Genomic DNA, 12652 nt, shown 5'->3' with positions numbered 1-12652 from the left:
CGTCAATCGGCCGGCTGGCGGCGCGGCGGACGCCGCTTGACGGGCGTCTTCGGCCGTTCGATGCGCTCGTACAGGCGGAAGCGCTCGTCACGGTCGGCGGCGCGGCGGCCTTCCCACACGAGACGCCACACGTATTGCGACATCGAGCTCGGCTCGCCGAAGTCCGAGCGGTCCTGGCGCAGGATCACGTCGCAGTCGCCGGAGAAATCGAAGCGCATGTTGCCGAAATACGCGAAGGTCGCGATCTGCGCGTCACCGAGCCGTACCGGCGAGATGCACTCGTAGTCGGACGGCAGGTGCACGGCGATCTGCTGCGCGACGTCGCGATAGGTCCGGCCGTAGTTGACGATCGGCAGCCACAGCGTCATCAGCAGCACCCACATCAGCGTGGTGCCCGCACCCGACAGCACGACGCTGCGCCACAGCACTTTCGGCTGCCGCGAGATGCGCCAGCGCACCAGGAAGCACCAGCACACGGTGGCGATCACCGCGCAGATGAACGACAGGATCTTGAAGTGCGGCTCGTAGCCGGGCACGAGGCGGGCGAGGTTGCGCGCGAGCGGATGCGGGAAGCCGGTGATCGATGCGAGCCACACGAGCCACACGAAGGTGCCGAGAATCGTGAAGCTCAGCACCGCGAACCAGTCGATCGCGTTGATCGCGCCGCGCTTGAGGGTCGGCAGCGCGAACGTCGCGAGCACCGCGAGCGGCGGCAGCAGCAGCATGTACATGCGGTTCGACTGCTGGCTCTGCAGGATCACGAGCGCGACGAGCGGTACGGCGACCGACAGCGGAATCGCGACGTGCGCACGGCGGCGCATGCCGGCCCAGCTCCACCATGCCCAGATGGCGAGCGGCCACGCGGGCCACGTGAACAGCGGCAGGTTCTTCGCCGCATAGCCGAGCACCGCGGTCGGCGGACCGGAAAAGCGCATCAGGCTGCCGTGGATCCACTGGTTGAAGAACCATGCGGCATCGTCGGGCGCCGCGACGAATGCGGCCAGCGGCCACAGCGCGAAGATCGCTGCCGCGAGCGGCACGCCGACCAGCGGCAGGCGCAGGTTGCGCATCTCGGGCGTGACGAGCCACAGCACGGCCGTGCCGGCGAGCAGCGCGACGACCAGCACCGGATTGCCGGATAGCGCGACGAGGCCCATCGCGAGGCCCCACCACAGCGCGCCCTGCATCGGCTTGTCGATGCCGCGCACGATCCCGTAGACGAGCATCGCGATCCACGCGAACTGCGCGAGCTGCGGCGTCGTTTCGTGCCCGCGCTCCGCGAGACCGAAGCAGGCGACGAGCACCAGCAGCGCGCCGTCGGCGAGCGTGCGGCCGTAGTCGCGCGGCTCGGGCTCGCCGCCGAATGCGTACTTGAACGGCTGGACCTCGGCACGCCGGCCGAGCAGGTAGGCCGCGTACCAGACGAATGCACACGCGACGCAGAACAGCACGCCGGTATCGACGCGCGACGCGTTGCTTGCGTCGACCCACGGGCCGAGGCCGCGGATCGACAGCGCGCCGAGCCAGTAGCCGAGCGGCCCGTCGGTCGTGATGAACTTGCCGACCAGGTTCGGCAGCAGCCAGTCGTGCCAGCCGCCCTTGGCCATCGTCCACATCACGCCAAAGCCTGCCGCGTCCTCGTTCTTCCACGGGTCGCGGCCGAACAGGCCGAACGCGGCGTAGACGAAGCAGAGCGTGAGCAGCAGCCAGCGCGGTAGCGCGCGCGTGGCGGAGGCGGTGAGACGGACGACAGGCTTCATGCAGATGAGCGATTTGTTATGGGCGGGTGGCCGGCGCGGATGCGCGCGGTCGAGCCGGTTTCGAGCATCCGGCATTGTAGACGCGCCCGCTGTTGCGCGTCAGGTCGATGCCCGGGCGCCGGCTGGCGCCTGCCGGGCGAGCAGAGACAAAAAAGGGCAGCCTGGGCTGCCCTTTTGTGCGGTACCGGTGCAATGCAACCACCGGATGCAGTGCGAAGCTTACTTCGCCTTGCCGCTGGCGCGAACGCCGAACTTGTTCTTGAACTTCTCGACACGGCCTGCCGTGTCCATGATCTTTTGCTGACCCGTGTAGAACGAGTGCGATTCCGACGACACTTCGATCTTGGCGAGCGGGTAGGTCTTGCCGTCGAGTTCGATGTTTTCGCGCGTCTGGATCGTCGAGCGCGTGATGAACTTGAAGCCGTTCGACATGTCTTGGAAGACGACTTCGCGGTAGTTCGGGTGGATGCCTTCTTTCATGGTCTTTCCTTGGTGAGAGCGGTAGCCAACCCGCCGCTTGCCGTGCCGGAACGCGCACATTGCGCAAACCAGACGACGCCAAGCCCGGCGCGAGCCACTTGCCTAAGGTCGAAAAACGGCGATTATGCCAGAAAATCAGATGGTTGACGAATAATTTTCACGGTGCGTCGAGCGCGCCGGTGCCGGCCGGATCCTGCCGGTAGTAGCGCGCGAGCAGCCGGTACAACTCCGGAAATTCGGACTCGAACGCCTTCGGCCGGACGAACAGCGCTTCACTGCATACCGCGAAGAATTCCGACGGGTGGTCGGCGGCATAGGGATCGATCAGCGAGTCCCGCTCGAAGCGTGCCCACGCACGGTCCGGCACCGCGTCGACGCGCGCGCAGAACTGGTCGTACGCGTGCTCGAACACGTCGGCCCAGGCCTGCGCATCGAGGTGGGGCGCGTGCCAGCGGCGAAATAGGGGCGGATAACCGTCGGCCGCGCCGTTGACCATGTCGATCTTGTGCGCGAACTCGTGGATCACGACGTTGTACGCGTCGTGGCCGTCCGTCATCTGCGCGTCTTCCCAGGACAGGATCACGGGGCCGCCCTCCCAGGCCTCTCCGCTTGCGTCCTGCTCGACTTCGTGCACGACCCCGTCCTCGTCCTGCACCGTCTTGCGGATCACGAATTCGCCCGGATACACGACGACGCCGACCCAGCCGTCATACAGCGACAGATCGAGATTCAGCACGGGCAGGCAGGCCTGCGCGGCGATCGAGACGATCATCGCGTCGGTCAACTCGAGCCCGTGCGCGGTCGAGAACGATTTCTTCGCGACGAACAGGCTCGTCAGTTCGCGCAGCCGGCCGAGCGCGTCGGGCGGCAGTGCCGCAAGGAACGGCAGGCGCTCGACGGTTTCCTGCCACAGCGCGTCGGAGATCGGGTGGCTGCGCAGCGCGCGGTCGCGGCGGCGGTCGTCGAACCAGCGGGTCAGTTTCGAGAGCATGAAGGCGGCTCGCGGAAATCCAAAGCCTGTCTTTTAACTCAATCGATCTCTTTTTGCCATGCCGCAAAAAGGCCGCCGACGAGCGCCACGCCCGCCAGGAAGTAAAAGCCGTCGAGCGACGCGAGGAACGACGCCTGTTGCGCGACCATGCGCGCGATCGACGCGATCGCGAGGCCGTGCGCCTCGTTCAGCGCATGGCCGGCGGCGGCATAGCTGTGCGTCAGCGCATCGACGGTCTGCTGGAACAGCGGATCGAACACGTTTGCGCGCTCGACGAGCCGCGTCTGGTGCACGGCCACGCGGTGCTGTTCGACGATGATGACCGACGACGTCGCGAACGAGATCGTCAGTTGCCGCACGATGTTCTTCAACCGGTAGCCGTGCGTATATTCGTCGATCGCGAAGATCCGGAATGTCAGGTTGGCCACCGGCAGCACGATGAAGAGCAGCAGCAATCCGCGCAGCAGCAGCGGGACGATCAGCGCGGCTTCGCCGACCTGCGGCGTCATCCGCGTCATCCACAGCGCGGCCGTGATGGCGATCGCGAACCCCGGCACGACGAACCACTTCTTGTGCGTGACGAATTTCGCGTAACGCAGGTACGCGAACAGCGCAGTGGCTGAAATCAGCGACATCGTGCCCACCAGCCGCCCGGCGTTCTCGACCGGATAGCCGAGCCCGCTTTCGAGAAAACGCGACGTCAGGTAACTGAAGCCCGTCGACTCGTAGTAATAGAACATGTAGAGCAGCAGCCCGACCTGGAACGTCCGTTCGCGGAACGCGTGCAGGCGCACGAGCGGCGTCGGATGATGCCACTGGTGATACGCGAACCACGCAAGCGCGCCGATCCCTGCGATCGTCAGCAGGATCAGCATCGGCGAGCCGCTATAGAGCTGGTAATGCACCTGCTGCAGCACGATCTGCAGCGCGCCTTGCGCGAGCGCGAACACGACATACGGCCAGAAGTGTCCGGAGCCGCGTTCGTCGTCGGGTGTCCGGCCCGAATCGGGCAGCGTGAGCAGCGCGAGGATCGCGAACGCGATGCCGGCCGGCGCCGAGCACGCAAACAGCGCGCGCCACGTCGAATGTGCGACGAGCAGGCCGCCCACGATTGGCGCGAGCGCGCTGCCGAGCAGGATCATGATCAGGAACGCGCGTGTCGCGGGCGGCCGTTCCTGCGGCTTGAAACTGATCTGGATCAGGATCCGGCAAGCGCCCATCATCGGGCCGATGAAATAGCCCTGAAAGCCGCGCGCGAACGCGAGCTCGAGCGACGTGTCGGCGAGCGCGGCCGCGATCGCGCCGAACGAGAACATCAGCATGCAGCCGGCGACGTAGCGGCGATGGCCGAGCCGGTCGACCCACCATTGCTGCTGCAGGATGCCGAGCACGGCGGTGACCGCGTAGGCGCTCGACGACCACACGAGTTCATCGGGCGATGCGTTGATGCCACCCGCGATGTAGCTCGCGAAGAACGAGAAGATCGCGTTGTCGAAGTAGTCGATGCCGGTAACGAGCGCGAGCGCCCACGGGAACAGGTCCGCGCGCAGGTTCGCGCGGCTCCACAGTGGCGAGCGACCGGGCATCGCGCTCACTCGCGCGCCTTGCGCGTGCGCCGCGTGCCGGCTTCGGCCTGCCGCTGCGCGATCAGCGCATCGGCGTTTTCGCCGGCAAGACGCCGTTCGACGTAGTCGATGTCGTGCTGCAGTTCCTTGCGCAGCGCGACGGCTTCCTTCAGTTCGCGCTGGACGGCCGCGATCCGCCTGTCGAGTGTGTCGACCTGGTCGGCCAGGCCGGTCCGGATGTCGCGCAGCGACGCGTCCGAATAGCGGCGCCGGCCGTCGCCCGTTTCTTCCAGCGGGCGCTTCAGCATCTCGGTGATGCCATGCAGCGAGAAACCGAGCGCGCGCAGCCGCAGGATGCGGGCGAAGCGCTCGAGGTCGGCCTCGTCGTACAGGCGGTAGCGGCCTTCGCTGCGCGACGGCGTGACGAGCCCGCGCTCTTCGTAATACTTCAGCGTGCGCGGCGTGACGCCGAGCCGTGACGCCGCATCGCTCACGGTCAGCAGCGGGGTGGAGGTGTCATTCGGCATCGGGAGGACGAGGGAGTTCGGACGATGACGCGATTATAGATCAACCTGTACGTTCACGTTCAGGTTGGCACCGAAAAACGGCCGCCGGGCAGGATGCGCGGGCGGCCGTTTTTGGAGTGCGGGGTGACGGTAATCAGCCGCCGCGGCGCATCAGGTCGAAGAACTCGGAGTTGCTCTTCGTCTGGCGGATCTTGTCGAGCAGGAATTCCATCGCTTCGACTTCGTCCATGTCGTGGATGAACTTGCGCAGCACCCAGATCTTCTGAAGGATCTCGGGCTTGATCAGCATTTCTTCGCGACGCGTGCCCGACTTGTTCAGGTTGATCGACGGATACACGCGCTTTTCCGCGAGACGGCGCTCGAGGTGCACTTCCATGTTGCCGGTGCCCTTGAACTCTTCGTAGATCACGTCGTCCATGCGGCTGCCGGTTTCGATCAGTGCGGTGCCGATGATCGTCAGCGAACCGCCTTCCTCGATGTTGCGCGCCGCGCCGAAGAAGCGCTTCGGACGCTGCAGTGCGTTCGCGTCGACACCACCCGTCAGCACCTTGCCCGATGCCGGGATCACGGTGTTGTACGCGCGTGCGAGACGCGTGATCGAGTCGAGCAGAATCACGACGTCGTGCTTCATTTCGACTAGGCGCTTGGCCTTCTCGATCACCATTTCGGCGACCTGGACGTGGCGCGTGGCCGGTTCGTCGAACGTCGATGCGATCACTTCGCCGGCGACCGAGCGCTGCATTTCGGTCACTTCTTCAGGGCGCTCGTCGATCAGCAGCACGAACAGGATCACGTCCGGGTGGTTCTGCTTGATCGCGTGTGCGATGTGCTGGAGCATCACGGTCTTGCCCGACTTCGGCGACGCGACGAGCAGGCCGCGCTGGCCCTTGCCGATCGGCGCGATCATGTCGATGATGCGGCCCGTGACGTTTTCCTCGCCGCGCATTTCGCGTTCGAGCGACAGCGGCTTGTTCGGGTGCAGCGGCGTGAGGTTCTCGAACATGATCTTGTGTTTCGAGGCCTCGGGCGGCTGCCCGTTGACTTTGTCGACCTTCACCAGCGCGAAGTAGCGCTCGCCGTCCTTCGGCGTGCGGACTTCACCTTCGATGGTGTCGCCGGTGTGCAGGTTGAAGCGGCGGATCTGCGACGGGCTGATGTAGATGTCGTCGGTGCTCGCGAGGTACGACATTTCCGGCGAGCGCAGGAAGCCGAAGCCGTCCGGCAGCACTTCGAGCGTACCGTCGCCGAAGATCGTCTCTCCCGTCTTGGCGCGCTTTTTAAGAATGGCAAACATCAACTCCTGCTTGCGCAGGCGGTTCGCGTTTTCGATCTCCAGGCCATTGGCCATTTCGATCAGTTCGGAGACGTGCAGAGACTTGAGCTCGGATAAATGCATACGGAGAACCCGCCAGGGAGGAGACGACGAAAGAAATAAAGGGAGGAGGGCGAGCGGAAGCGCTCAGAGACTTAAATGCGTCTTGTAGACGTTTTTTAATTCTAGCATAGGCCGATTCGCGCTTGAGCGAGCGATCGGCGGCTTGTCGACGGACGTGTTGCCGGCTGACAACACGTCCGCGGAACTGCCTGTATTACAGGTGGCTGTCCAGGAATGCGGTGAGCTGCGACTTCGACAGCGCGCCGACCTTCTGCGCGGCGGCCGCGCCGTTCTTGAACAGGATCAGCGTCGGGATGCCGCGCACGCCGAACTTCGCGGGCGTTGCCTGGTTGTCGTCGACGTTGATCTTCGCGATCTGCAGCTTGTCGCCGTAGTCCTTCGCGACTTCGTCGAGGATCGGGGCGATCATTTTGCACGGGCCGCACCATTCGGCCCAGAAATCGACGAGCACGGGCTTGTCGGATTTGACGACGTCCTGTTCGAACGATGCGTCGCTGATGTGTTTGATCTGTTCGCTCATTGGGTCAATACCTCTTACGGTTCGGGGACTGCCTGCTTGCGCGTTGCGGCGTACCGGCTGCCGTGGGCGGCCGGCCGCTGCGGCAGGTCACTCCACTCTCCGGAAAGGAGGCGTGTAAGCGCTGCATGCCGCGGCTCGCGGGTCGTTCGGGCGTCATATTAGCCTAAATTGCTATCTGCTGCGGGCGGCGATAGTAGCCGCTACGCGAGTAGGGGTACGACGCGACGTTCGACCGTTGTGTCCAGCAGGTGGAGGCCGGCTCGCAAATTACAAGGGGTGGACGCGCGGGCCATTCCCGTCGGGTGGGCTTCGTGGCCCGATGCGCGTCGGTTTGTCGGGTCATATTCGCATTGGTGCGAACAAACGGTCGCATTCATCCGGAAGCGGTGATAGAATATGCCGTGACGGGCCTCCTCGCATGGTGGGGCGGTGAACCTGGTCAGGTCGGGAACGAAGCAGCCACAATCGTTTTCCGCCAGTGCCGAGGGTTGGGCTCGTCACCTTCCATCTCGCCCCGTTCGCCGGGCGTTTTTTATTTCTGCATCCCACTCCGTTTTACCTACGCGTTTGCCTGTCTTCCGCACCGTTTCGCGTGTCGGCGCGACGCAGCGTTACTGATACAATTTCCCGATGACCTATCAAGTTCTCGCACGCAAGTGGCGTCCGAAGGATTTCGCTTCGCTCGTCGGCCAGGAGCACGTCGTCAGGGCGCTCACGCACGCGCTCGACGGCGGGCGTCTCCATCACGCCTATCTGTTTACCGGAACCCGCGGTGTCGGCAAGACGACGCTGTCGCGGATCTTCGCCAAGGCACTCAATTGTGAAACCGGCGTCACGTCGCAGCCGTGCGGCGTGTGTCGCGCCTGTCGCGAGATCGACGAAGGGCGTTTCGTCGATTACGTCGAGATGGATGCCGCAAGCAACCGCGGCGTCGACGAAATGGCCGCGCTGCTCGAGCGCGCGGTGTACGCGCCCGTCGATGCGCGCTTCAAGGTCTACATGATCGACGAAGTGCACATGCTGACGAATCACGCGTTCAACGCGATGCTGAAGACGCTCGAAGAGCCGCCGCCGCACGTCAAGTTCATCCTCGCGACCACCGATCCGCAGAAAATCCCCGTCACCGTGCTGTCGCGCTGCCTGCAGTTCAACCTGAAGCAGATGCCGGCCGGGCACATCGTGTCGCATCTCGAACGGATCCTCGGCGAAGAGCAGATCACGTTCGAGCCGCAGGCGCTGCGCCTGCTCGCGCGCGCCGCACAGGGCAGCATGCGCGACGCGCTGTCCCTCACCGACCAGGCGATCGCCTATTCGGCCAACGAGGTGACCGAGTCGGCCGTGTCCGGCATGCTCGGCGCACTCGACCAGACTTACATGGTGCGCCTGCTCGACGCGCTCGCCGCGGGCGGCGGCCCGGAAATCCTCGCGATTGCCGACGAGATGTCGCTGCGCAGCCTGTCGTTCTCGACCGCGCTGCAGGATCTCGCGAGCCTGCTGCATCGCATCGCGTGGGCGCAGTTCGCGCCGGGCTCGGTGCTCGACGAATGGCCCGAAGCGGGCGACCTGCGCCGCTTCGCCGAGACGCTGAGCCCCGAGCAGGTCCAGTTGTTTTATCAGATCGCGACGGTCGGTCGCGCCGAGCTCGGCCTGGCGCCGGACGAGTACGCCGGTTTCACGATGACGCTGCTGCGGATGCTTGCGTTCGAGCCGGCGGTTGCCGCCGGCAGTGCGCCGGTCGGCCAGCCGTCCGCGCCGCGTGCGGTGCCGGGCCCGCGCGTGGCGGCGGCATCGGCCGCTGCGGCGAAGCCGGTATCGGCTGCACCTGCCGAAGCAGTGCGGTCGCAGGCTATTGCCCCGGCAGCGCCCGCGGCACCGGTTGTGCGTGCGGCGCCGGTGCAGTCCGGCGACGAAACAGACCGGCCGGCCGTGAAACCGGCTGCCGTCGAAGCAGCCGCGCCGGCCCCGGTTGACGCGCCAGTCATCGAAACGCCGCAGCCGCAGACGGCTGCAACACCGCAAGCGGAGCCGGCCGGCGATCACCCGACGCCTGTCCGCAAGGAACCCGAGCCGCCTGCTGCCGTTGCGCAGCGAAGTGACGAGCCGGCTGCGCCGGCCGAACCGATGCCGCGTGCTGCGCCGCCCGAGCCCGCCGCGCGTCCGGCGGCGCGTTCCGGAGGCGCCGCCGCCGCGCTCGACGTGTTGCGCAATGCGGGGATGCGCGTGTCGTCCGACCGCGGGCGTGCAGGCGCCGCCGCCGTGAAACCGGCAGCCCAGCCGGCCGCCGAGAAGCCGGCTGCGCCGCGTCCCGCCGCCGTCCAGGTGCCGACGCCGCGCGCTGCGGCCCGTGCGCCGCAGGCGGCCGATTCGCGCCAGGCGTCGCCGCCGTGGGAGGACATCCCGCCCGACGACTACGTGCCCCTCAGCGCCGACGAAATGTTCGGTGGCCCGTCCGACGATGGCTTCGTGCCGGTGTTCGACAGCGGCCCCGACGACGTGCGCGTCACGCCTCGGCCGGCGGAAACCCGTCCGTCCGCACCGGTCGACACGCGTCCGTTGCCGCCCGCGATCGCACTCGATCCGGTCGGTTTCGACGGCGAATGGCCGGCACTGGCCGCGCGGCTGCCGCTCAAGGGCGTCGCGTACCAGCTCGCGTTCAACAGCGAACTGACGGCCGTCGACGCGACGACGTTGAAACTTTCCGTGCCGGTGCCGCAATATGCGGACGCCGCGCAGGTGGCGAAGCTGAAGGCCGCGCTGGCCGATGCGCTCGGCAAGCCGGTCGAGGTGGCCGTCGAAGTCGGGCCCGCACGGCGTACCGCGGCGGCGCTCGATGCGGCCGCGCGCGCGGCGCGCCAGCGCGAGGCCGAGCAGGAGATTCACGGCGATCCGTTCGTGCAGCAGCTCGTGCGCGATTTCGGTGCGCGTATCGTCGAGGGTTCGGTGCGCCCGCTCGCCGACGCGGCGCCGGACGGGCCGCCGCCGACGCTGCATTGAACTGAGCGCCCCGCGACAGGCACAATCACGCCCACACATTGGCCGGCACGCGCCGCGTGCCGGTTTTCACACGATCAAGAAGGAGTATTCCCATGTTGAAAGGCAACCTCGCCGGACTGATGAAGCAAGCGCAGCAAATGCAGGAAAACATGAAGAAGATGCAGGAGCAGCTTGCGCTGATCGAAGTCGAAGGGCAGTCGGGCGCCGGTCTCGTCAAGGTGACGATGACGTGCCGCAACGAAGTGCGTCGCGTGTCGATCGACCCGAGCCTGCTCGCGGACGACAAGGACATGCTCGAGGATCTCGTCGCGGCCGCGTTCAACGACGCCGTGCGCAAGGCCGAAGCGACGTCGCAGGAAAAGATGAGCGGCATGACGTCGGGCCTGCCGTTGCCCCCGGGCTTCAAGCTGCCGTTCTGAGCGTAGCGTCCGTGTCATTTTTTGCTGCCGTATGAAACAGCCGTCCGCCCTGTCCGCGCTCGTCGAAGCGTTGCGCGTGCTGCCCGGCGTCGGGCCGAAATCCGCCCAGCGCATGGCGGTCCACCTGATGCAGCACGATCGGGAGGGCGCGGAGCGGCTCGGCCGGTCGCTGTTGTTCGCGACCGAGCACCTGCAGCACTGCGAGAAGTGCAACACGTTCACCGAAGCGCAGATCTGTGAGGTCTGCAGCGACGAAGAGCGTGATCCGACGCTGCTGTGCGTCGTCGAGACGCCTGCCGACCAGATCATGCTCGAGCAGACGATGACTTACCGCGGGCTGTATTTCGTGCTGATGGGCCGGCTGAGCCCGCTCGACGGGATCGGCCCGAAGGAAATCCATTTCGACCGCCTCGTGCGGCGCGCGTCCGATGGTGTTGTCAAGGAAGTCGTGCTCGCGACCAACTTCACGAACGAAGGCGAAGCCACCGCGCACTACCTCGGCCAGACGCTGAAGGCGCGCGGGCTCGCGGTCACGCGCCTCGCGCGCGGCGTGCCGGTGGGCGGCGAACTCGAGTACGTCGACGCGGGCACCATCGCCCGCGCGATGCTCGACCGCCGCACGATGTAAGCCGGGCGCCGCCGGCGGCGGCGCCGTTCCTCATGCCAGGGAGACACATGAGCACCAGCCAGGGCCCGCTCGCGGGCGTCAAAGTGCTCGAATTCGGAACGCTGATCGCGGGGCCGTTCGCGTCGCGGCTGTTCGCCGAATTCGGCGCGGAAGTGATCAAGATCGAGGATCCGAACGGTGGCGACCCGCTGCGCAAGTGGCGCAAGCTCCATCCGGAGCAGGGCGGCACGTCGCTGTGGTGGTCCGTCCAGGCGCGCAACAAGAAATCGGTCACGCTCAACCTGAAGGCCGACGCCGGCAAGGCGATCGCGCGGCAACTCGCGCGCGAAGCCGACATCGTGATCGAGAATTTCCGCCCGGGCCTGCTCGAAAAGCTCGGGCTCGGCTACGACGTGCTGTCGGCCGAGAACCCGGGCCTCGTGATGGTGCGCCTGTCCGGTTACGGGCAGACCGGCCCGTACCGCGACCGGCCCGGCTTCGGCGCGATTGCCGAATCGATGGGTGGGCTGCGTCACATCACCGGCTATCCCGAGCTGCCGCCGCCGCGCATCGGCATCTCGATCGGCGATTCGATCGCCGCGCTGCACGGCGTGATCGGCGCACTGATGGCGCTGCATCACCGCAAGGTCAACGGCGGTGCGGGGCAGGTGGTCGACGTTGCACTGTATGAAGCCGTCTTCAACATGATGGAAAGCGTGGTGCCCGAATACGGCGTGTACGGGATGGTGCGCGAGCGCACCGGCGCGTCGCTGCCGGGCATCGTGCCGTCGAATACGTATGCGTGCCGCGACGGCAGCATCGTGATCGGCGGCAACAGCGACCCGATCTTCAAGCGGTTGATGAAGGCGATCGAGCGCGACGACCTCGCCGACGATCCCGCGCTCGCGCAAAACGACGGGCGCGTGCCGCGCACACAGGAAATCGACGACGCGATTGCCGCGTGGCTTGCGCCGCGCACGATCGAAGAAGCACTCGTCGTGCTCAATGCGGCCGACGTGCCGGCCGGGCGCATCTACAGCGTCGCCGACATGTTTACCGATCCGCAGTTCGTCGCGCGGCAGATGATCCAGCGCTTCAAGCTGGCCGACGGCACCGACATCCCGCTGCCGAACATCACGCCGAAGCTGTCCGACACGCCGGGCGAAACGCGCTGGCTCGGGCCCGAACTCGGCGAGCATACGGACGAGGTGCTGCGCGGCCTCGGCTACGACGCGCCGGCGATTGCCGCACTGCGCGAAGCGGGCGCGATTTGAGCATCCTCGGGCCTGTCGCTTCGCGCCGGGCTCCCGGAACTGGGCATGCCCCAACGGCGACCCGTTAGCGGGGGAAAACCCGGGGCGGCGCGGCGTTTTCCTGAGCACGCGGAACGCCG

The 12652-nt window shown here is 66.4% G+C and carries 11 protein-coding genes and 1 other RNA gene; 5 read left to right on the top strand and 7 right to left on the bottom strand.

The window, feature by feature from the left end; genetic code table 11:
- Positions 1–2: 2 nt before the first annotated feature.
- The 7 genes from CFB40_RS10150 to trxA form a co-directional block, all read right to left on the bottom strand.
- Positions 3–1835 carry an ArnT family glycosyltransferase gene (locus CFB40_RS10150; RefSeq protein ID WP_089425568.1) on the bottom strand — a complete coding sequence of 611 codons (1833 nt, stop codon included), beginning with the start codon at positions 1833–1835 and terminating at the stop codon, positions 3–5.
- A gap of 144 nt (positions 1836–1979) precedes the next feature.
- Positions 1980–2240: a type B 50S ribosomal protein L31 gene (locus CFB40_RS10145; protein ID WP_006753671.1), complete on the bottom strand. Its 261-nt coding sequence runs from the start codon at positions 2238–2240 to the stop codon at positions 1980–1982.
- 157 nt (positions 2241–2397) lie between these two features.
- The gene (locus tag CFB40_RS10140; protein ID WP_089425567.1) at positions 2398–3231 is read right to left on the bottom strand and encodes a zinc-dependent peptidase; all 834 of its coding nucleotides are present in this window, start codon (positions 3229–3231) and stop codon (positions 2398–2400) included.
- A 38-nt stretch (positions 3232–3269) separates the two neighbouring features.
- A complete protein-coding gene (locus tag CFB40_RS10135; protein WP_089425566.1) occupies positions 3270–4826 on the bottom strand; it encodes an MFS transporter in 1557 nt (518 codons plus the stop codon).
- The gene (locus CFB40_RS10130) at positions 4823–5323 is read right to left on the bottom strand and encodes a MerR family transcriptional regulator (RefSeq protein ID WP_089431164.1); all 501 of its coding nucleotides are present in this window, start codon (positions 5321–5323) and stop codon (positions 4823–4825) included. Before CFB40_RS10130 ends, CFB40_RS10135 begins: the two co-directional genes overlap by 4 nt.
- 133 nt (positions 5324–5456) lie before the next feature.
- Complete coding sequence (rho, locus tag CFB40_RS10125) at positions 5457–6719, bottom strand: transcription termination factor Rho (RefSeq protein WP_006478662.1); 1263 nt, start codon at positions 6717–6719, stop codon at positions 5457–5459.
- A gap of 193 nt (positions 6720–6912) precedes the next feature.
- The gene (gene trxA, locus CFB40_RS10120) at positions 6913–7239 is read right to left on the bottom strand and encodes a thioredoxin TrxA (RefSeq protein ID WP_006402348.1); all 327 of its coding nucleotides are present in this window, start codon (positions 7237–7239) and stop codon (positions 6913–6915) included.
- A 403-nt stretch (positions 7240–7642) separates the two neighbouring features.
- Between trxA and ffs the strand changes: the two genes are divergently transcribed.
- The 5 genes from ffs (at position 7643) to CFB40_RS10095 (ending at position 12533) form a co-directional block, all read left to right on the top strand.
- Positions 7643–7741: signal recognition particle sRNA small type (gene ffs / locus CFB40_RS10115), an RNA gene on the top strand.
- 128 nt (positions 7742–7869) lie between these two features.
- Positions 7870–10233, top strand: a complete 2364-nt coding sequence (locus tag CFB40_RS10110) for a DNA polymerase III subunit gamma/tau (RefSeq protein ID WP_089431163.1) — start codon at positions 7870–7872, stop codon at positions 10231–10233.
- 92 nt (positions 10234–10325) lie between these two features.
- Positions 10326–10652 carry a YbaB/EbfC family nucleoid-associated protein gene (locus tag CFB40_RS10105; RefSeq protein WP_006482124.1) on the top strand — a complete coding sequence of 109 codons (327 nt, stop codon included), beginning with the start codon at positions 10326–10328 and terminating at the stop codon, positions 10650–10652.
- 31 nt (positions 10653–10683) lie between these two features.
- Positions 10684–11280, top strand: coding sequence for a recombination mediator RecR (recR, locus tag CFB40_RS10100; RefSeq protein WP_006478665.1), 597 nt, complete (start codon positions 10684–10686; stop codon positions 11278–11280).
- A 47-nt stretch (positions 11281–11327) separates the two neighbouring features.
- Complete coding sequence (locus CFB40_RS10095; RefSeq protein WP_089431162.1) at positions 11328–12533, top strand: CaiB/BaiF CoA transferase family protein; 1206 nt, start codon at positions 11328–11330, stop codon at positions 12531–12533.
- Positions 12534–12652 lie beyond the last annotated feature (119 nt).

Source organism: Burkholderia sp. AU31652, assembly GCF_002223155.1.
Lineage (GTDB): Bacteria > Pseudomonadota > Gammaproteobacteria > Burkholderiales > Burkholderiaceae > Burkholderia.
The sequence above is the reverse complement of the archived record's forward strand: the minus strand, read 5'-3'. Positions and strand labels throughout refer to the sequence as shown.